The 22765-nt window shown below is 38.6% G+C and carries 13 protein-coding genes and 2 tRNA genes; 3 read left to right on the top strand and 12 right to left on the bottom strand.

Annotated features, from left to right (window positions below; genetic code table 11):
* Window positions 1-241 precede the first annotated feature (241 nt).
* The 10 genes from EJ994_RS02570 to EJ994_RS02525 all read right to left on the bottom strand — a co-directional run bounded on the left by EJ994_RS02570 (window position 242) and on the right by EJ994_RS02525 (window position 13934).
* Window positions 242-1264 (bottom strand): LacI family DNA-binding transcriptional regulator, encoded by a 1023-nt coding sequence (locus EJ994_RS02570; protein WP_126591068.1) that lies wholly within the window; start codon window positions 1262-1264, stop codon window positions 242-244.
* A gap of 59 nt (window positions 1265-1323) precedes the next feature.
* Window positions 1324-2649, bottom strand: coding sequence for a xylose isomerase (xylA, locus tag EJ994_RS02565; protein WP_126591067.1), 1326 nt, complete (start codon window positions 2647-2649; stop codon window positions 1324-1326).
* Between the two features lie 3 nt (window positions 2650-2652).
* Window positions 2653-4137 carry a xylulokinase gene (locus tag EJ994_RS02560; protein ID WP_126591066.1) on the bottom strand — a complete coding sequence of 495 codons (1485 nt, stop codon included), beginning with the start codon at window positions 4135-4137 and terminating at the stop codon, window positions 2653-2655.
* Window positions 4138-4408: 271 nt separating this feature from the next.
* Window positions 4409-5029, bottom strand: coding sequence for a response regulator transcription factor (locus tag EJ994_RS02555; RefSeq protein WP_126591065.1), 621 nt, complete (start codon window positions 5027-5029; stop codon window positions 4409-4411).
* 695 nt (window positions 5030-5724) lie between these two features.
* Entirely contained in the window at window positions 5725-7425 is a 1701-nt protein-coding gene (locus EJ994_RS02550) for a PorP/SprF family type IX secretion system membrane protein (protein ID WP_126591064.1), read from the bottom strand.
* A 137-nt stretch (window positions 7426-7562) separates the two neighbouring features.
* Window positions 7563-8810, bottom strand: coding sequence for a tetratricopeptide repeat protein (locus EJ994_RS02545; protein ID WP_126591063.1), 1248 nt, complete (start codon window positions 8808-8810; stop codon window positions 7563-7565).
* Window positions 8811-9031: 221 nt separating this feature from the next.
* Window positions 9032-9106 (bottom strand) — tRNA-Pro (locus tag EJ994_RS02540).
* A gap of 38 nt (window positions 9107-9144) precedes the next feature.
* Window positions 9145-9233: transfer RNA gene (locus tag EJ994_RS02535), tRNA-Ser, on the bottom strand.
* 149 nt (window positions 9234-9382) lie between these two features.
* Entirely contained in the window at window positions 9383-11758 is a 2376-nt protein-coding gene (locus EJ994_RS02530) for a TonB-dependent receptor (RefSeq protein ID WP_126591062.1), read from the bottom strand.
* A gap of 139 nt (window positions 11759-11897) precedes the next feature.
* Window positions 11898-13934 carry an HD family phosphohydrolase gene (locus tag EJ994_RS02525; RefSeq protein WP_126591061.1) on the bottom strand — a complete coding sequence of 679 codons (2037 nt, stop codon included), beginning with the start codon at window positions 13932-13934 and terminating at the stop codon, window positions 11898-11900.
* Between the two features lie 124 nt (window positions 13935-14058).
* Here EJ994_RS02525 and EJ994_RS02520 point away from each other — a divergent pair, with 124 nt between their 5' ends.
* On the top strand, window positions 14059-15234 hold the full coding sequence (locus EJ994_RS02520) for an acetyl-CoA C-acyltransferase (RefSeq protein ID WP_126591060.1): 1176 nt from the start codon (window positions 14059-14061) through the stop codon (window positions 15232-15234).
* Between the two features lie 17 nt (window positions 15235-15251).
* On the top strand, window positions 15252-16001 hold the full coding sequence (locus EJ994_RS02515; protein WP_126591059.1) for an NlpC/P60 family protein: 750 nt from the start codon (window positions 15252-15254) through the stop codon (window positions 15999-16001).
* A gap of 46 nt (window positions 16002-16047) precedes the next feature.
* On the opposite strand, the gene EJ994_RS02510 is transcribed toward EJ994_RS02515, so the two are convergent.
* Window positions 16048-17310 (bottom strand): tetratricopeptide repeat protein, encoded by a 1263-nt coding sequence (locus tag EJ994_RS02510; RefSeq protein ID WP_126591058.1) that lies wholly within the window; start codon window positions 17308-17310, stop codon window positions 16048-16050.
* A gap of 33 nt (window positions 17311-17343) precedes the next feature.
* Window positions 17344-19881, bottom strand: a complete 2538-nt coding sequence (gyrA, locus tag EJ994_RS02505) for a DNA gyrase subunit A (protein WP_126591057.1) — start codon at window positions 19879-19881, stop codon at window positions 17344-17346.
* Between the two features lie 256 nt (window positions 19882-20137).
* Here gyrA and EJ994_RS02500 point away from each other — a divergent pair, with 256 nt between their 5' ends.
* Entirely contained in the window at window positions 20138-22693 is a 2556-nt protein-coding gene (locus tag EJ994_RS02500) for an ATP-dependent Clp protease ATP-binding subunit (protein WP_099572931.1), read from the top strand.
* The last annotated feature ends 72 nt before the right edge of the window (window positions 22694-22765 follow it).

Here is a 22765-nt window from a genome sequence, read left to right as displayed (position 1 = left end):
TACCAACAACCAAAATTATATGGTTTAGGTGTATAAAACTCTAGGAGAATGACATCATTCGTATGTTGAAAACTCTTCAAATTCTTAATGAAAATTTGATGCAAATCATACCTTGTATCAATTTGAAAGGTGTATCGAAGTGATGGGAAAAATGAATAAAGAAACGCAAAGCCCAGTTCTATGTATAATCACTAGTAAAGCCATGTAGCGCCCACGCACGCTTGCGCAGAAAGGGTGATGCTTAATCTAGTTTCCTCGTGGAATCCCTTACTAGTAAACTTGTTTTAACCACTTTAGTCTCATACGGCAAAGTTTCCATGGACTTATCCATTCGTCGTATTAATATTCTTGCGGCGCATTCCCCAATATACTGTCCGTGTTGACTGACCGTGGTCAAGGCCGGACTTACGTATTTAGAAAGTTGTCCGTTAGTGAACCCGATTATTGAAATATCACCTGGAACGGTATAACCTCTGGACTTTACGATATGAAGAATTTTTATCGCGGTGATTTCGTCCAGCCCCATTATCCCTTGGATAGGCCTGTAATTTAGAAGAAAGGACATCAAGAGATCTAAATCGTCCTTATCTGTAAAATTTACGACAAGTTTCTCATCGTAATCCAATCCGTAATCTGACAGTGCTTTTTTATAACCTGCCAATCGTAACTTTCCCACGCTAGATTGCCCTATGGGAGACACAAAACCAATAGTACTACAACCAATATCTATTAAATATTTTGTTGTCTTGTAACCTGCCTCAAAATCATCTACGATTACCTTATCACAGTCTATTAAATCGGACACGCGATCAAATAACACCATTGGGATTTGATTCTGTGCTATATTCTCCAATGAAGTAATTTTTTCTTGTATCTGGGTCTCTTCTGCCAATGAGATAATTAAGCCATCTACCGTTCCGGAATCTAAGAATTCAAGTGTTTTGGACTCCTTTTCAAAAGACTCGTTACTAATACAGCTGATAATATTATAACCATTCTCATTCGCTATTTTTTCTATACCATATAACACTTGTACAAAAAAGTAATTAAGAATGTTGGGGACTACTACTCCAATAGTGCGCGTACTCCTACCCAAAAGATTCAACGCCAATTTATTTGGTTTGTAATTCTTTTCCTTGGCGTACTGTTGAATTTTTAATTTAAGGGCAACGCTAATTTCATGACTATCGTGTACAGCCTTAGAAACAGTGGATACAGAAACATTAAACTCTGATGCTATATCCTTAAGCGTTATTTTTTTCATTGGATTGAATTAAAAAGGCCTTGATTGTTCACCAAGGCCCTTTATTTTTACTAAGCTAGTTAAATATACTGATTAACAATATTTTCAAATAGTTCTTGCTTACCACTTTGTAGTTCTAACTCACCGTTCTCAACCGCAATGTCATATAAATCGTTCAAATCTAGCTTACCATTTTCAAAATCCTTTCCTTTTCCAGTATCAAAAGAACTATATCTTTTTTCGCGAAGACTTGTGTAAGCTGATGAAGAAATAATCTTATCAGCGGTGAGCAGCGCTCTGGCAAAATTATCCGCCCCACCGATGTGCGCATGGAAAACATCATCCAGATCCGTTGAATTTCTCCTAATCTTAGCGTCAAAGTTGACTCCGCCACCTTGGAGACCTCCAGCTTCCAAGAAAACCAGCATTGCTTCTGTAGTTTCTAAGATATTATTCGGAAACTGATCGGTATCCCATCCATTTTGGTAATCTCCCCTATTGGCGTCTAAACTACCTAACATTCCGGCTTTTGCGGCCACGGCAATTTCGTGTTGAAAAGTGTGTTGAGCCAATGTGGCATGGTTTACTTCAATGTTTATCTTAAAGTCTTTATCTAAACCATACTCTCTTAGGAACCCAATAGCAGTAGCGGTATCAAAATCATATTGATGCTTACTAGGCTCCATTGGTTTTGGCTCAATAAAGAAGTTTCCTTTAAAACCTTGGCCTCTTGCGTAATCCCTGGCCATAGTCAAGAACTGTCCCATATGATCTAGTTCACGACCCATATCTGTATTCAACAAAGACATGTAACCTTCTCTGCCTCCCCAAAAAACATAATTCTCACCGTCCAGGGCCATAGTAGCATCTAAAGCTAGTTTTATCTGCCCCCCTGCTCTTGCAAGTACATTAAAATCTGGATTCGTAGCAGCCCCGTTCATATATCTGGGATTGGAAAAGCAATTTGCCGTTCCCCATAACAACTTAACGCCAGAATCTTTCTTTTTTTCCTTTATATAATCTGTAATGAGCCCTAAACGTTTTTCAGATTCTGCAAATGTTGACGCCTCCTGTATCAAATCAAAATCATGAAAACAGAAGTAATCAAAACCCATTTTGGTGATAAACTCAAAGGCAGCGTCTGCCTTATCCTTAGCCGCTTGTACCGGGTCAGGGGCTTTATCCCATTCAAAATTTTGAGTGCCGGGCCCAAAAGGGTCGGCTCCTTGACCGCAGAACGTATGCCAATAGGCGATGGCAAATTTAAAATGCTCTTTCATCGTTTTTCCGGCAACTACTTGTTCCGGATTATAATATTTAAATGCCAAAGGATTATCAGATTCCTTGCCTTCAAATTTAATTTCGCCTATACCTTTAAAATATTCCTTATCTCCTAATAATGCCATGTCTTATATATTTAAAATTAGTTCTAATTCTTTTTTCCAGTTATCGTAAGCTTTTTGATAGTTATCTTTTTCTTGTAAAGGTGTATACGTCATTACGTAATCATTGTCCATAATACGCTTTCCAAATAATTCAAAATCACCTTTGTGCAAATCGGCAGCCCTGGCCGCTCCAATGGCTCCGGTGGTATCATAAATTTCTATGTCGTGCCCTATTAGCGTGGCAACGGTATTTGAAAATATTTCCGATCTAAATAAATTATCGTTGCCTGCACGGATTACATTTAGCGTAATACCATCAGATTTTAAGATATCCATACCGTACACAAAAGAAAATGCGATTCCTTCTAATGCCGCTCTGCATAAATGAGATTTGGAATGGTTATTTAAATTTAGGTTGACAATCCTTGTGCCGATTTCCCTATTGTTCAACATGCGTTCCGCTCCATTTCCAAACGGAATAATACAGACCCCATCCGACCCTGTAGCGATTTCGGACGCCAGCGCGTTCATCTCGTCATAGTCCGCTACGTCTAAATTATTGAGCAACCACCGATATTGTATACCTGCGCCGTTAATACACAGTAATTTTCCAATTCTTGGAACTTCTCCCTGTCTATAATTTACGTGAGCAAAATTATTTACCCTTGCGCTTTCTTTTACGGAAAGACTATTGGTCACAGCATATACTACACCAGAGGTACCCCCGGTCGCAGCAACCTCTCCCGGTTTAAAAACATTTAGGGATAGGGCATTGTTGGGTTGATCGCCAGCCCTGTACAAAATGGGTGTTCCTTTAGTTAAACCGCTCTCGCCTGCCCCAACGGAACTAAGCCTACACTGCTCGCTGAACGTATCTACGATATCTGGCACCAATGATTTGTCAAAGCCATAATGCTTCATGATCGTATCTGAAACCTCATCGTTCTTAAAATCCCAAAAAATTCCCTCAGATAGACCTGAAACCGTACTGTTGATAGCACCTGTGAACCTAAATGCAATATAGTCTCCAGGGAGCATGAATTTATGAACCTTAGCATAGAGTTCTGGCTCATTTTCCTTGACCCATTTTAACTTAGAAGCGGTAAAATTTGCCGGTGAGTTTAGTAATTGCTCTGAACATTGGTTCTCTCCTATTTCATGAAAGGCATCTTCTCCTATTTTAACTGCTCTACTGTCGCACCAGATGATTGAATTACGTAATACTTCTCCGTTGTCGTCCACTAAGACCAAACCATGCATTTGGTAGGAAATTCCTATTCCTGTGATGTCCTTTGAGGTGACGCCACATTTCTCCTTAATCCTGTCTATACCTTTACAGACATGCCGCCACCAATCTTCTGGATTTTGTTCTGCCCATCCATTGGTTACGGCGAGCATAGACATCTCTGTTTCCGGTTCCTGAACAACTCCAACACTTGCACCGGTTTCTTGGTCTACGAGTGCTATTTTAACGGAAGAACTACCTATATCAAGTCCAAGATTATACATAAATCGGTTTTTAGGATGTAAAAATATTGCTTCTCTAAAATACTATAAAACTGTGGTGCTTACCTATTTTTATCCTAGTTAACTTGATTTATTTAAAGAATAGATGTTAAATGGATGTCTCCCAAATACCATATAACTAATTGAAAACTATTTACTTAACAAATATTTCGTTTAAAACGAAAACTTTCGAAACCGTTTTCGTAAACCTACATAAAAAAAGGCCCTTGGAAACCAAATCATCCAAGGGCCTTCTCAAAACATAAGTAGGTACTTATAATTGTTCAATTTTTGAAAGGGCCTCCGACTTGGAATTTACATCAAGCTTTAAATAGATATTTTGAATATGAAAATTGACGGTGCTGGTGGTCACAAAGAGTTTATGAGCTATCATCTTGTATGTGGCGCCTTTGCATAGGTAATCCACGATTTGATTTTCGCGCTCCGAAAAGAGTTTAAAAGATTTTCTTCTAAAATTAGCTATCACCTTTTTCACGATATCATTGCTCATTACGGCACCTTCTTTCTTTATGCAATTCAGGGCATAGTAAAGTTTATCTGCATCAATTGGTTTTGTGAGATATCCGTTAGCCCCATATTTAAAAGCTTTTTTAATTACTTCAAAATCATTGGTCCGGCTAATCATTATTACTTTTACATTCCAATCCTTCCTTTTATAATAACGTATGGAATCTATGCCGTTCAGTGCAACCAAATCAACCTCTGTAACGATGATATCCGGCTTTGTTTTTTTAAATTCCTTTAATGCGTCGTCAGTATTACAGTAGATGCCTTCAAGAGAAAATTCAAAAAATTTGTCAAAATAATTGGTATAGGCTGAATGGAGCGTTCTGTCACTTTCTATTACAATAATTTTTGAGCGTTTTGTTTTCATAATGGTAGTATTTTATCACATCACAATAACATAAAATGTAATGCAAAGGGTTAGCAATGAGTATGATAGTTAGATGTAAAAACATTAAGACGACTGGTGCGTTCACCTAACCTAATTCGGCTAAGTAAGGCACTACAAGTCATAAGACCCGTAGAATAAGGACTCATTATCCTGACTGAACCAGACCTTACGTTTTTGTCACTTTAATGAATGTTTTTACCAAAAAGGGATTAAGTAGCTATCCCCTGATAAAATGTATACTGGAACCAAAATTAGATTTGTTCAGTGTGAACCTCAGCGAGGAGAGAAAATTAATTAGACTCGTCATAACAAGTGTCTTTACGACCACTTTTAAATGACGTTTTAAGGAAAGTTGTAGGTAAAAATTTTCCATGTTATTGGGGGATTTGGGTTTAACAATGGTGTTCTATTTCATAGCTTAAATATATACAATAAAAAAATATCTTAGTTATATAAGTAAGTTTTTTCGTTCAAATACATAGTTGTATTGCTATTCATCGAGAAAAAATAATTTACCTAGTAGAAAAACAACTTTTTCATTAAACTTAGGTATTATTTTAAATTAAAAAAGGAGGGGACCCAGTTATCCCCCCGGACACCACCCCTCCTTTTATCGACAATATATCAAACCCTATATCGCGCAATCTAAATTTTTATAATCTAATGTTTCAGATTTATTCCTCCCTACTATAAGACGCTTCATCTTCATAGGTGTTAGAGGCGGTTGCAGTAGAATTATCTACCTGCATTATCCATTTTTCATCACTATACTTTCCTTCAAGGTCAGAGACAAAAGCGGTTTGTGCATCTTTTTTAACATCATAATCCGCTAAATAAACATAATAAAGTCCATTTTCCTTATTGTAGAATTTGTTGGCTTTTAATCCTTTCTTTTCAAGAGTTTCCATAAATGCGTTCAGGTATTTCTTGTTCTTGTAGACATTGGCAATGACGTAATAACCAGATTTTACCCCGATTACTTCAGAATCTCCCAACATCTTAATGGGCATTTTATTATAGGTTTCCGTATCAAAATCTTTAAACCTGTCTTCTCTGTTGGATGTAGCATTGTTGCCTGCTAGAACGGTATTCTCTTCGCGACTAAATTCTTCAAGATTTGTTCTAATACTGTTTTTTATATCAGTTCTTAAAAGACGTACAACAGTTTCAAAACGCTGTTCAAATGCTTCGGTGCGGGCCTCTTCTATCGAATCCTGTCTTATAATAAGCTCATCTAGAACTAATTTATTCTGGTAGGCCATATCGTCACTGGTTTCAGAATCTGAATCCGTTTTAGCCACTATACCGTTCTTTCTCTCTTTACGCGCGCTATCTCTTTCTGAAATCAAATCCGCTATTTGTTCTTCATAATTTCGGACAATTCGGTCAATTTTGCTGTCATTGGAACTATCGACGTATCCATTGATTTCTTCATCATCTTTAAACGTATAGGCTAATGAAAGTTCATGATTCCAGCCCAGATTGGTATTATTTTGAGCCAAATTTTTCTCCATCAGATAACCCAGCGACATTTTCTTGCTCAAATTGAAGCCAATTCCCGCAGAGATACCATATTCTTGGTCTACTGTGGTCTGTAACCATCCATAATTTGGTAAATCCAGAACCAATGAGCCTAGATAATACAGGCTGCCATCTATATTTCTACCAAACTGGGCCAAGGGCATAAGGCGTGCATCTTGGAATAGTCCTCTATAAGCATTAAAAGTATGCGTATATTGTAAAGATGCCTTTACGCTTTTTGACGAGAGGTTGGTCAAAAATTCATTTGTAGTTTGATTATATCTTAATAGATCTTCGGCATAAAGTCCAAAATCAAAATTACCTAGAGATAAATTTATTCCCGGTTGTATAGCGATTTTACTCTCTTTTCTAGACTCTAAAATCTCTGGGTCTTCTTGAGACACCACTACCCTATTTCTATCCAAACCCTGATTAAAATACGTGACATTAGCGCCAAAGGTCAATTTACTTTTGTCTCCTAAGCGTACAGCGGTAGCGTAATTCGCATTGAACCCGAACTCCTGTATAACTCCAGACCATTGACTGTATACACCAATGCCCACGGCCGTATTTTCATTGAGTTTATTGCTGAAACCCAAAAAATAGTTTTGACTGTTATCGTCAAATGTGGCATATTGGTTTCTGTGCAAAATATTTAAGTACGATTTATTCTCGCGTACCAAGGAAAACGTAGGGTTGATTAAGAATCTATTAAAAAATAACTGGTTATGGTAGGTATTACCGGTGCTTAAATCAGGATTCGTTTCCTGACCGTTAGCGGATAAGCATCCTAGAACTATCACAAGAACAAGGGGGAAGCCTATCTTTTTGGATATTGTATAAGTATAGTTCATTTTATAAGTTTTAGATTATGAATAAGGGTGTTCAATGAGAAAGCAGTTCAAAAAAGGATGATATCTTCTTTTAGCTACTTTACAAGTCGTCATCAGCTCTTAATGGTTTTCTTTGGGGTGTTAAGAGTATCTTTATATTACTCATCCTCAAATACGGAAGAAGAATAATTGGTCTGTTGACTGTGGTTCAAAGCCTCTAAAAGTTGATAATCTTTGTCTATCTTGGATTTTTGAGTGCCAGTGTACGTGAATGCAACTCTTTGCGCAGTACCCGCTTTTCCCGCTCTGTCCGATACCACGTAGCCCAAACCGGCCTTATCCGACAGGTGAATAGCGAAATCGTCCTTGACACTATTGATTGGGCTACCAAGGTTAATGGCAAGGCCAACGCTTCTCTGGTTTACCTCTACCATATATACATCTAAACCTCCATACCCTTTGTGTCCTTCTGAAGCAAAGACCAAAGTACCTTCTTCTATCATTTTTGGGAATACCTCATTCTCATGAGTATTGACCTTACTTCCAAGATTTTTGGCAATTCCGACCCTACCGTCGCTCTTTAAATCGGACACATATATGTCATATTTACCAAAAGACCCGGGCATGTTAGAGGCAAAAAATAATTGTTTGCCATCTTTAGAAACCGAAGGATGCAAAGCAGAATAATCATTTGGACACAAAGGTAGTTCTTGAATGGTTTTCCATTCTCCGTTAATTCTATTGGCCTTGTACACTCGATGAACCAGGGACTTTTTAGAGAAGATTCCGGTAAGTGGCTTCACATAAACCGCTTTACTGAAATAAGCGGTTTTCCCGTCTTCTGTTAATACAGCTGGCGTTTCATAACTAAATTCATTTTTAAATTCTCCACTATCGTTTCCTTCGATATAAAGATCAGGCCTACTAAGTGTTACCGCCTCTGAATTAGTGTTGAAGTTCAAGGGTTTAAAAGTATCTCTGTACGAGTATTTTTTCTCATCAGAAGAAGTGCTGGTCATTTGATAATCGGATCTAACCAATTCCGTCCAATTTTCATCCTCTTCCGCTACCGTATCACTGCTCTTACCTATTTTTGATAACGCATAGTCATACCTTCTTTGATATGATGACGTAAGTCTGCCATCATCACTAATCTCTATTAGACGCTCATACCAAAAAAGCGCTGTTTCGTAGTTTTTGGATAAGAAATAAGCATTACCCAAATCTTGATAGATTTCTTCTTTCGTAAATCCTTGAGCCCTGAGGTCATCAAAATTTTTGAGTTGTTCGGTGATTTTATCATTTTTTAAAGTAAGCGGACTACGTACCGATTGGGCATTTGTAGTAAAACAAAAGGAGGTAACGATACATCCAAGTGTCATAATGTAGGTCAATGAAGCTTTCATGTGTACTTGTTTTTGGGGGTTAACAAGTCAAAGTTGCGAAAAGAAATTTACCTGATACTTAATAAAAATTCATAGGTTTTTGAATTTTTATTCATAAAACAAAAAATCCAACCACTATAGTGATTGGATTTTGTTGTTCGGATGGCATTCCCGAAGCCTCGGGAGAACCTGATCAACCTTTTTACAATAAAAAAGCCAGCTCAAAAATGAACTGGCTTGTGTCGGGGTGGCAGGATTCGAACCTGCGACCTCCGCGTCCCAAACGCGGCGCGATAACCGGGCTACGCTACACCCCGAATGGTTATCTAAAATATCTGTCTCTCACAGAATTTAGCGGAGAGACAGGGATTCGAACCCTGGGTACCCTTGTTAGGGTACGACGATTTAGCAAACCGCTCCTTTCGGCCACTCAGGCACCTCTCCTAATTTAGTATTGTAATGAACATCGCTCTAAAGCGGTTGCAAATGTACATTTTTACCGCACAATAAAGCAACTATTTTTTATAGTTTTTTAAAAAATATTCCTAACTATAATAGTAATTTACTTCTTTCCAAGTCCAAGTAACTTCTTTTCAATACACTATATTGACTCTGCCCATAGCTCCGGTCTCTGTAATACTGCTTGCTTTGACCAAAATCGTTTCTAAAGGAATGGGAGTGTCAAACTTTATAGAAACTTCCCCAGCCTTGTTGGTAATAAGCATGGGGTCCCAAAAAATCGTATTTATTCTATCTTTAAACTTTTTAGGCTGCTTTTTCATGGTTTTCGCAATAGTGTTAAAACTTTCGGACTGATGGTATCCCTGAAACTTTAAACGACCCTCTTTTCTATTTACGTAATCTTCATTTGACGCACTTCTAGTGTAAACAAGGATAGCCCCTCCCGAAGCTCTGGAACCGTATACAGCTGCTTCAGGACCAAATAGTATTTCCACCCGATCAACATCGATAAAACTTACAATATTCATTACCTCTAACAGGGAATTATCTTGATTCATCATGGGCATACCGTCTATTACCCAAAGTACGGGACCCTGACCTGCCGCAGCCGGCATTCTTAATGTTGGGTTTAATCCGCCTAGATTTGCGACATACATACCGGGAACACCAAGAAATAGTTGGGGCAATGTTCTTGGTCTTTCCATATCTTGATAGATAACCTTACTAGGTTTTACTCCATTGGCCCATGGTGAAGATTTTGATGCGTCCAATTTTTCTTCGACCACCTCCACTTCTTCCAATTCTACTAGCTCATCACTATCCAAATATTCCCAAGGAGAAGGTGTGGCTATCGCCCCTCTTTTTTGAGTTTTAAAATCTAATTTCGCTTTTGTGCTACTATCCAAATCATATTCTTCTTGAAAAGGCACGAACTTTACCAGTCTTGAAGCGCTTTCATCACCTGCCCTTCTAAATATTAAATCCGTTTCTCCGGTCAGCTGTAAATTTTCGATTTTAATTAAACCCGTGTCATCGGTTTCTATCTCTTTTGCAAGAACGTCATTCGCGGATGATCCAATAATTTGAACGGCCGTATTGCGAAGTAGTTCATTATTTAGATTGTAAGCGTAACCGAACAGATTTAAACCTTCTTGAAAAGGAAATTTTATTTTTGTAGGCACGGCTTGTAACTTCTGCTTTCTGGACCCTTCAGATGTAAGGAGTCTTAAATCTTCTTTGAAAAGCTCCCTCCTGTCAATACCGTAAGCTTCATTACCCTTCATTGCTTTCAATTGATAACCACTCTTTTCCATGAGTTCTCCATCAGGTATATTTGTTATGCTAAGGGCCATTTGGGTTTTCACCGGATTCCCATTTTGGTCAGTAACCTTGAATTTAAGGCACATTTCATCTCTATCCTTATTAATCTCACTATCCATCAGAGTAATTGTTAACTTTTCTGATGGTTTTATACTTACCGGACGTTCTGCCAAAATCTCTTCTTGTTGATTTAATATGGCAATTGTCATTATCCCAAAAGGAATGCCTTCTTTAGGAACCTCAATAGTCTCCAATGAGTTCTCTGCATGTATCTCTTTCTTGAAATAGGTAATACCACTCATTTCTCCTTTTATCCAAACCTTTGAATTTAAGAGGCTAGGCGAAGTGGCTATCTGAATATCTAAATCAGTTTTATTCAGGTTGTTAACTTTAAGTGCATATCCTTCTTGCTGTATTGGAGGTAAATCGAATGTTTGTCCGGATTCGACCCTGTACCTATACTTTTTTCCAGGTTGTGGGTTGAATACGACCGAAGTAAGGCCTTCACCATAAGCTGTTGCCGCTACAATCACCTCATTATTTTCGTCAATGATTTGTCCTTTAATATCCAGGTGCTGATTACCTTCCATGGTTGCCTTTATCAAAAGCCAATTATCCAATTGCTCTATAAGTTGATTCCCTTCCGGATAAAATGAAATTTTCAACGATTCCATTTCATTCTTATCAATACTTTCTGAACTAGAAGCCGTTTCGTTTTGAAGCAATGTATGACTATAAAAGGAATCTCCATAGTTCTGCATCCAACGGGTATAGGCCCGAAGGGTATATTCACCTTCATTTAATTTTTTTGGCATTACAAAAGCGCCTACTGCCATACCATCGGTTATTTCGTGATATTGAGTTCGCAGAACTTGCTTTTGATCATCCAGCAGTTCTACTTTTAAAACTTTACTGATGGTAGCCCGTATCCTATTTGGTCCAGTTAAGACATAGGCCTTAAAAAACAGTGACTCCTCTTCCTTAACGAAATTCTTGTCCACATGTACTAAAATCCGTTCTTGCCATTGTACAAGCTTTTGCCTTTCATCTTTTTGCCAGTACGAAGGCTCTTCAGTAAAGACCTGTTGTAGCGCATTTGCATTAGGACCGCTATTTTGACCAAAACAAAAGAAGCAATACATAATAGTTAAAAGAAAAGGTAATTTGGAAACGCTCGAAGATATCATAGTAAAGCTTTTTAGATTAATAGTATTACTCTCTTTTTTAAAATTAAGAACAAAACACTATATAAAGGGCTTATTTACAAATACTTTAACAGATTATCCTTTAATGATATGTGTCTTAATAAACGGAAGTAAATGTGCGCTACTCGGGATACTCCACCCTTAGATGATAGATGTTCGTAAGCTTTTGCTTGAAGACTTTTTTAATCATTTCAATTTCTTTGAACGTTATATTGGCATTCAAAAACTGATTGGCATTCATTTGACCCGCAATAATCTTGTCCACAAATTCATCAATGATTAAAAAGGTTGGGTCTTTAAGGCTTTTAGAAGCGGCTTCAACAGAGTCTGCCATCATTAGAATAGCTGTTTCTTTAGAAAAGGGAAGGGGTCCAGGATATCTAAAATTAGCTTCGTCCACATCTATTTCCAAATCTTTTTGAAGTTTGTAGAAATAATATACCAAGGTGGTACCGTGATGTGAGCGTATAAAGTCAATGACCCTGTCCGGTAGCTTATTTTTTCTAGCTAATTCTATTCCATTAATCACATGGTCTATAATAATTTTAGCGCTTTCACTTGGGCTTATCTCATCATGAGGGTTTACATTGGTAATCTGATTTTCAGAGAAATACGTAGGGTTGTTCATCTTGCCAATGTCATGATAAAGGGCCCCGACTCTTACAAGCATGGCATTTGCCCCTATTTTGTTAGCAGCGGCTTCTGCAAGGTTTGCCACTTGTAGCGAATGGTTAAAAGTTCCTGGAGCTTTATTGGAAAGCTCTTTGAGTAATTTGGAATTGGTATCCGAAAGCTCTAGCAGGGAAACGTCAGAAACTAGCCCAAAAACCTTTTCGTAGATGTAGATCAATGGTTGCACAAAGAGTGTTATCATTCCATTCAAAAGAAATAGACCAAGTGTAAACCATTCTATATTGCCTAGATTTCCCTCATGTATAACATGAAAGGCGAGATAGGCTACACTGTAGATTAAGGTTATCTGACCCACAGAGACAAAAAGATTGGCTCGTTTATATAGTTCCGACACGGTAAGTATTGTTACAATACCGGCAATAATCTGTAGAAAAATATATTCAAAGCTATTCGGTACTACAAAACCCAAAATAAGCACCGTTAAGACATGAACAAATAAGCCAAGGCGAGCGTCAAAAAATGTCTTTAATATTAAGGGCAAAATACACAATGGCACAACGAAGACAAGGGCGTCGTTGTATTTAACGACCATAGTGGTTACAAAAACTAAAAGGAGAATATTAAAAATTATGAAGGTAATCTTAGTATTATTGTTGTATACTTCCTTCCTGTATTTCTTCAGAAATAAAAATAACATCATCAAAACCAAGGCTACTAAAACCGTATACCCTATTAGGATGTAATAGTAATTACTCGCTGTCCACAGTTCAGATTCATATTCTGAACGTAAGGAATCTAGGACCTTCAGGTTTTCCCCCTCAACTACTTCTCCCTTGGCTATAATTAGTTTTCCCTCGTCTACAGTTCCTCTTGTATAGGATATTTTAGATAAGGCATCCTCACTTGATTTTCTTGAAAGTTCCTCGTCAAAGGAAACGTTCGGCGTAATAAGGTCGAAAAAAAGCGACTCAAATTCTTTCTCGAAAACCGAAAAACCACGATCACTTAAAACAGACCGGATGAGATTATTGATTTCATTTAAACCATAAAATTCAGAAGTATCTGTCCGCGTAGCCTGATTGTTCCTTACCAGAAATAAGCTATTGCCTCTAATCTTATTTTGTGTATTATTTAAGATGCCATTTTTATAAATGGAATCAAGAATAACTTTCCCCGTATTCTTCAGTCGCACTTTAGTGGAATTCCCCAATTCACTTCCGGCTACGAGTTCATCAAAACTATTATTGTACTTAACTTGAATATCATCTACTATTTTTTGATCATATCTGAAGTACTGGGGTTGATTTTTTTCAATTTCCTGCCTTTCTAGCTTTAGCTCCTCCTCTGATTTCTTGATAGAAAAATCAAACGGTGCATATAAGTTTTCAAACTGCCAAGGCTTCCCTTTTTGAAATTCATACTTGAACTTACCGCCTTTTGGAAAAAAGAACACTATGAAACCAACAGCCAAAATATAGAGGAAGTACTTATAGATAAGCGACTGTTTTTTATATAGGTTCTCCAAAAGGTATTTTTAACTATGAATAATTCAAAAATAGAAAAATATAAACTGATAAACAGGAAATGGTTACATTACCATTAGGTTGCATCATAATTTAGTAATTTCGCTTTACTAACAAATTTGATTTATGAAAGAGGTAGTTATCGTTTCCGCAGTTCGAACACCAATTGGTAGTTTCATGGGTGCTTTATCCTCCGTTACCGCACCCAAATTAGGTGCTGCGGCCATTAGCGGAGCTCTAGAAAAAATTAAGCTCGACCCTAAGTTGGTCGATGAAGTACTTATGGGCAACGTAGTGCAAGCTGGCACAGGCCAAGCTCCTGCCAGACAGGCTGCAATCTTTGCAGGAATTCCTGATACCGTTCCCTGCTCAACAATTAATAAAGTTTGTGCTTCTGGAATGAAAACGGTTATGCAGGCCGTGCAATCCATAAAACTGGGGGACGCCTCAATAATCGTTGCAGGTGGAATGGAGAACATGAGTATGATTCCCCATTACGTTCACATGAGAAACGGCACTAAATTTGGTCCCGCTTCACTAATAGACGGTATGCAAAAAGACGGTTTGGTAGATGTATACGACCAAAACGCTATGGGAGTATGTGCAGATGCATGTGCTGAAAAATACGAATTCTCAAGAGCTGAACAGGATGATTTTGCGATACAATCGTACAAAAGGTCGGCTACAGCTTGGGAAAAAGGTAGCTTCAACAATGAAGTTGTTCCCGTAACCGTACCTCAGCGCCGAGGGGAACCCTTAGTCATAACTGAAGATGAAGAGTACAAGAATGTTAAGCTAGAAAAGATTCCGAATCTGAGACCTGCATTCTCAAAAGATGGTACGGTCACCGCCGCCAATGCTTCCACCATTAACGATGGTGCCGCCGCATTGGTTCTCATGAGTGCTGAAAAGGCCAAGGAATTGGGCATAACACCTATAGCAAAAATTACCGGATATGCAGATGCCGCGCAGGAACCAAAATGGTTTACCACTGCTCCTGCCAAAGCCCTGCCTAAAGCCCTAGCGAATGCAAAAGTTGACCTAAATGAGGTGGACTATTTTGAATTTAACGAAGCTTTTTCCGTAGTTGGTTTGGCCAACATGAAAATACTTGGTTTAAAGGATGGCAATGTAAATGTTAACGGTGGTGCCGTTTCCTTGGGCCACCCCCTTGGTTGCTCTGGAGCAAGAATTCTAGTGACACTATTGAATGTTCTTGAACAGAATAATGGAAAAATAGGAGCTGCAGCTATCTGCAATGGTGGCGGAGGAGCTTCTGCGGTAATCTTGGAAAGAAATTAATTCCTGCAAAAGCATCCATGCAATACGGTATTTGTCCTTTAAGCACTGTTCCTGTTAAGATTTCACCTGAAGAATCCTCGGAGATGCTCTCTCAACTTCTGTTTGGAGAACACTTTAAGATTTTGGAATCCCGGAAATATTGGTCTAAGATTAGAGTCGCTTTCGATAAAACCGAAGGGTGGATTTTAAATAGGCAATTGGCTTTCATTACTGAGGAGGAGTATCATCAAATTGACAAGTCACCATGTAGTTATACGGCCGATTTAATATCTTATGTTGAAAATAGAAATCAACTTTTAATACCGATTCTACTAGGCTCTTCTATAACTGATTCTACTACTCTTGACATAAAATTTGAAGGAAACGCCGTTAAATCAACACAGAACAAGGCCCAGCTCGTAAAGACGGCCTTGTTATATCTTAATTCACCAGAGTTACATGGCGGCAAAACACCTTTTGGCATCGATGCATCAGGTTTTACCCAAATGGTTTATAGAATTAACGGGTACGACTTGTTGAGGAAAGCGGTAGACCAAGCTGCTCAAGGAGACGCTTTGAGTTTTGTTGAAGAGAGTGAAGCCGGCGATTTGGCATTTTTTGACAATTCTAATGGTATTATTGACCATGTAGGTATCATCATGGACAACAATTATATCATACATGTAAACGGTATGGTAAGGATTGATCGCCTAGACCATACCGGTATATTTAACAACGACTTAAGAAACTATACGCACAAGCTAAGGGTTATCAAAAAAATCATATAAAAAAAGCCCTCCAAAGAGGGCCTTCTTGTATGATGTAAGAAGACTACTACTCTCCCAATAATTTCTTTACTCTCATAAAGTTTTCGTTATCACCCATGGCGCCATAAATGTTCTTTAACTGGGTAAGTACACCTTGGTTATCTGGATTAGTTTTTAAAGCCTGCTCCAATACCGTAGCGCCCTCCGTAAACAAATCGTCCTTTTTCGTTTTCAATTCTTCGTATTTTGCTATATCAGCTCTAGAATTACCTAAGGAATTCATCTCATCAATCAAACCATTTCCTTCGTTTACATAGGTTGTGGACAAATTTAAATAAGCATTGGTATAACCGGGATTAAGCTCTAAAGCCTTTTTGTAGGAAGTCCTAGCCGCCTCAAAATCTCCCTGCTCCATGTTAATTACACCAACATTATAGTGCAAGTCTGGATTATCCGGTGCCACCGCTATGGCTTCTGCCATCAAAGACTTAAATTTCTCCTTATCACCCATCTTAAAATAAAGATTAGCTTCATTAAGAATTAGGTTTACATCTTGTGGGTCGTTTGCCCTTGCGGCCTTATAAGCTTCGAGTGCCTTATCATCTTGACCTAGTTGCGTGTAAATCAAAGCCGTGTTCTTTACGATTTCGGCAGTTTTTGAAGGAGTTTTTTCATCCAACGGCTCTTTATAGGTACCGGACTTTACCATCAAATCTCTTTGGGTTTTATCCATTTCCTCAACTTCTCCAGTAGCGGTATTCGTAGCCTTGTACACTATGGCACTACCATCATAACCTACTTCCTGTAGCTCATTATAATACTTTAAGGCATCTTCATAATGACCACCGTTTACGGCACTGCTTGCAGCATAGTATAGATAAGAAGTATCCTTAGGGCTTATTTTATAACTCATATACAACTTTTCCGCTGCCTCCTTAAACTTCTTATTCCCGTTGTCCGTCACCGCTGAGTTTACTAAATCCGCTGTCAAACTTGCTATATACTGATTTGTTTCTGCCGTGTATTTTTCTTTTCCCATTTGGGTTTCAATTTCCAAAACTTTTTGGAATGATTCTACAGCGGGTTCAAAAGCAGTATTATCTCCCTTTTTAGCCAAATCACTATAAACCTTACCTCTAGTGAAATAATATTGGGCTTGTAATTTTTCATCAGCACCGGAAATTAATCCAGAAGCTGCCTCTAAAGAAGTTTTGGCCGTAGCCGTATCTTTACCCTTGAGCGCTTTTTCTGCAGCTTTTATTTCATTTTTCTGAGCAAACCCAATCATAGTAAACGATAGGGCTACTACCATTAAAATTCTATTTTTCATTTTTAAATTATATTTAATATTAGTGTTTAAATTTTAAGATTCTGTTTCTTCGGTATCACCATTATCAATTCCCGTGCCATCTTCCTCAGTAGTCACATCAATGTCCCTTAGTTCCACTTCATCCAGCTCTTCGTCATCCTTCATCACCTTGGCTACTGCGGCAATCGAATCATCTCCTTTTATGTTGATCAACTTAACTCCTTGAGTTGCCCGTCCCATTACCCTTAAATCTTCAACACTCATACGTATGGCGATGCCCGATTTATTGATGATCATTAAGTCATCTGAGTCCGTTACGTTTTTAATGGCTACGAGATTTCCTGTTTTATCCGTAATACTGATGGTCTTGACTCCTTTACCTCCCCTGTTCGTAATACGATAATCTTCAATGCTAGAACGTTTTCCATAACCGTTTTCCGACACTACTAAAAGTTCGTCTTCAAAATTATGAACGGAAACCATTCCTATTACTTCATCATTATCGCTGGCCAATGTAATACCTCTTACACCAGAGGCATTTCTACCCATGGGCCTTGTTTTACTTTCCTCGAAACGAATGGCCTTACCAGATTTAAGTCCTAAGAATATTTGGCTGGTTCCTGTAGTCAGTTTAGCTTCTAGAAGTTCATCGCCTTCCCTTATCGTAATGGCGTTGATACCATTTTGTCTAGGCCTAGAATACTGCTCTAAGGAGGTTTTCTTGACCGTACCCTTTTTGGTAGCCATAATTACATAATGACTGTTCACGTACTCCTCATCCTTCAAATCTTGTGTACAGATAAATGCCTTAACCATATCGTCCTGTTCAATGTTGATAAGGTTTTGTATGGCCCTTCCTTTTGATGTTCTGCTACCTTCCGGTATTTCAAAAACTCGCATCCAAAAACATTTTCCTTTTTGCGTAAAGAACAACATGTATTGATGATTTGTTCCTACGAAAAGATGCTCCAAGAAATCTTCGTTTCTGGTAGAGGATGCTTTCTGACCTACACCTCCCCTGTTCTGGGTTTTATACTCGGTAAGCGGTGTTCTTTTTATATAGCCTAATCGAGAAATTGTAATTACAACTTGCTCATTAGGAATCATATCTTCCATGCTCAAGTCTCCACCGGCGAAGTTAATTTCAGAACGACGCTCATCACCATACTTATCTTTTACTTCCTGCAACTCATCTTTGATGATCTGCATTCTGCGTTCTTTCTTTTCCAGAATATCCTTTAAATCGGCTATAGTCTTGACGATTTCGTCATACTCGGACCTTAGTTTGTCTTGCTCCAGTCCTGTTAGCTGACGTAAGCGCATTTCTACAATGGCTTTGGCCTGAATTTCTGTCAACTTAAAGCGCTCCATCAAATTTTCACGAGCTTCATCCGCATTGGACGAGGCCCTGATTATGGCAATTACCTCATCAATATTATCAGAAGCAATAATGAGACCTTCCAGTATATGTGCACGGTCTTCAGCCTTCTTAAGCTCAAATTTTGTACGCCTTACCACTACTTCATGACGATGTTCCACGAAATAATGAATCATCTCCTTTACGTTCAGCAATTGAGGCCTGCCGTTAACCAAAGCAATATTATTGACGCTGAAAGAGGTCTGTAGCGCGGTATACTTATATAGCGTGTTTAAAACGATGTTAGGAATGGCATCTCTCTTTAAAATATAAACGATGCGCATACCATTACGGTCAGATTCATCTCTTATCGTAGATATCCCTTCTATCTTTTTATCATTGATCAAGTCCGCCGTTTTCTTGATCATATCGGCCTTATTTACCTGGTAAGGTATTTCCGATACTATAATGCATTCCCTACCTTGAACCTCTTCAAAAGTAGCTTTGGCACGCATCATTACACGTCCTCTTCCTGTATGGAAAGCTTCTTTTACGCCATCATAACCATAAATGATACCACCGGTAGGGAAATCCGGCGCTTTAATGTGGGTGATCAGTTCGTCTATTTCTATATCGTTATTATCAATATAGGCCATGGTGCCATCTACAACTTCCGAAAGGTTGTGTGGCGGCATATTAGTGGCCATACCTACGGCAATACCCGAGGCCCCGTTTACAAGAAGATTTGGAATTCTAGCAGGTAGCACGGTAGGCTCCTGTAGAGAATCATCGAAATTCAGCTGATGATCCACCGTATCCTTATCAATATCTGCCAACATGTCGTCGGCTATCTTACGCATACGCGCTTCCGTGTAACGCATGGCCGCAGGGCTATCCCCATCTATAGACCCAAAGTTACCCTGGCCATCAATTAACATGTACCTAAGACTCCACTCTTGGGCCATCCTTACCATAGTATCGTATACGGAAGTATCTCCGTGCGGGTGATACTTACCCAAAACCTCACCGACTATACGCGCAGATTTCTTATGAGAACTACCGCTCCTAACACCTAGTTCGTGCATCCCGAACAATACCCGCCTATGAACAGGTTTTAGTCCATCCCTGACATCTGGCAGGGCTCGTGACACAATGACCGACATTGAATAATCAATGTAGGCAGATTTCATTTCCTCTTCTATGTTAATAGGAATTAATTTTTCACCTTCCGCCATTTTAAAATCTTATGTTTTTTAATTAGTAAAAAAGCATGACAATTTACGTAAAATCGATGCCTTCCAAGAACAACCAAGGGTATTTATTAAAATATTTATTAACACTTTACTAAGTAATAATAGTTAATAATTATACGTTGAAATACTTTGATCCGGTTCTCTTTTCTATCATTTAGAACAACTTTAACGAATATAGGTACGGTATTTGCCAATGATTGGAGGAGATTTAGTAATTTTATAGTTGATAATATATTTTATGGATGATAATTTTTCGCCTAGAGTAAAGGATGTTATAGCATATAGCAAAGAGGAAGCGTTACGCCTTGGTCATGATTTCATAGGTACCGAGCACCTAATGCTGGGGCTTTTAAGAGATGGAAATGGCAAAGCGATAAGTATACTCGATGCTTTGTCCGTTGATTTGGACCACCTAAGGAGAAAAGTAGAAATACTTAGCCCTTCAAATCCAAATGCTACAGCCGTACAAAAAGATAAGAAGAACTTACATTTAACCAGACAGGCAGAGCGAGCGCTGAAAACAACTTTTTTAGAAGCGAAACTTTTTCAGAGTTCCTCCATTAATACCGCACATTTATTACTGTGCATTCTGCGCAACGAGAATGACCCTACTACAAAACTTCTTCATAAGCTAAAAGTTGATTATGATAGTGTTAAGGAGCAATTTAAATTTATGATAACGAGTGATGACGATATGGTAGACGGTCCTACCGCTGAATCTTTCCCTAGCGACTCCGAAGAAACCAATGAAGGTAAAGAAAATACTTTTGGTTCTACCTCTAGCCAGAAAGGTGCTAAAAAATCCAAAACCCCAGTGTTGGACAATTTTGGTAGGGACCTCACACAAATGGCAGAGGAAAATAGATTGGATCCCGTTGTGGGAAGGGAAAAAGAAATTGAGCGGGTATCTCAAATCCTAAGTAGAAGAAAGAAAAACAATCCGTTACTTATTGGGGAACCAGGTGTGGGTAAGAGTGCTATCGCGGAAGGTCTTGCTTTACGTATTATCGATAAGAAAGTATCCAGAATATTATACAACAAAAGAGTAGTAACGCTAGATTTGGCTTCTTTGGTTGCAGGCACAAAATACCGCGGTCAGTTTGAAGAGCGTATGAAGGCCGTTATGAACGAGTTGGAGAAAAATGATGACGTTATACTTTTTATTGACGAAATCCATACCATAGTCGGCGCTGGCGGAGCCACAGGTAGCCTTGATGCTTCCAATATGTTTAAACCAGCACTAGCTCGTGGTGAAATCCAATGTATCGGAGCAACGACACTTGACGAGTACAGACAGTATATTGAAAAAGATGGGGCGCTAGAAAGAAGGTTCCAAAAAGTGATCGTAGAACCTACTACAGTAGAGGAAACCATTGAAATACTTCATAATATCAAAGGTAAGTACGAAGACCATCACAATGTTAGTTATACCGACGAAGCTATAGAAGCTTGTGTAAAACTAACAAACCGTTACATGACGGACAGGTTTCTTCCGGACAAGGCCATTGATGCCTTGGATGAAGCTGGTTCTCGGGTTCATATCGTAAATATGGACGTTCCTAAACAAATCTTGGAACTGGAGAAAAAGCTAGAGGATGTTAGGGAACTGAAAAACTCCGTCGTCAAAAAACAGAAATACGAAGAAGCGGCAAAGCTAAGGGATGACGAAAAGAGTCTTGAAAAAGATTTGGCGATTGCGCAAGAAAGATGGGAGGACGATAGTAAACTGAACAAAGAGACCGTTACAGAGGATAATGTGGCCGATGTAGTTTCTATGATGAGCGGTATTCCCGTAAACAGAATTGCACAAACGGAAAGTAACAAGCTATCCGAATTACCCGCTTTGATCAAATCGAACGTAATAGGTCAGGACGAAGCCGTTTCTAAGGTCTCCAAAGCCATACAACGTAACAGAGCTGGCTTAAAAGATCCCAACAAACCTATTGGATCCTTTATCTTCTTAGGACAAACGGGTGTGGGTAAAACGCAGTTGGCAAAGGTAATGGCAAAAGAGCTATTCGATTCCGAAGACGCGCTTATACGTATAGATATGAGTGAATATATGGAGAAATTTGCCATTTCCAGACTGGTTGGTGCTCCTCCCGGATACGTAGGTTATGAGGAAGGCGGACAATTAACGGAGAAAGTACGTAGAAAACCGTATTCCGTTATCTTATTGGATGAAGTAGAAAAAGCGCATCCAGATGTCTTTAATATGCTCTTGCAAGTTTTGGATGATGGTTATTTAACGGATAGTTTAGGTAGAAAAATTGATTTCAGGAATACTATCATTATAATGACAAGTAACATTGGTGCCCGTCAGCTTAAGGATTTTGGACAGGGCGTAGGTTTTGGAACATCGGCTAAGAAAGAACAGGAAAGCGCACACCAGAAAGGTGTAATAGAGAATGCACTTAAAAAGGCATTTGCTCCGGAATTTTTGAACCGGATTGACGATGTCATTGTTTTCAATGCTTTAGAAAGAGAACATATTCATCAAATTATAGACATTGAGTTGTCCAAGTTGTTCAAAAGAATCAATGATATTGGTTACGACTTAAACCTTACCGAAGCAGCGAAGGACTATATTGCCGAAAAAGGTTTTGATAAGCAATATGGGGCAAGGCCATTGAAAAGAGCAATTCAAAAATACATTGAAGATGCTCTAGCGGAAGAGATTGTCAACTCCAAACTCGAGGAAGGTGATAGTATTTTTATGGACCTTGACAAGAAGAATGAGGAACTGACCATAAAAATCAAAAAAGCTGAAAAATCCTCTAAAAAGCAGGATTAACAAAGCTATAGGTATTACAAAAGAGCCCAATACGGGCTCTTTTTTTTAGTCTATTATTTTTCATTTCGTAAG

It is taken from the genome of Maribacter sp. MJ134 (assembly GCF_003970695.1).
Classification (GTDB): domain Bacteria; phylum Bacteroidota; class Bacteroidia; order Flavobacteriales; family Flavobacteriaceae; genus Maribacter.
Note: the sequence above shows the minus strand (reverse complement) of the source record. Positions and strands in the feature narration are given on the sequence as shown.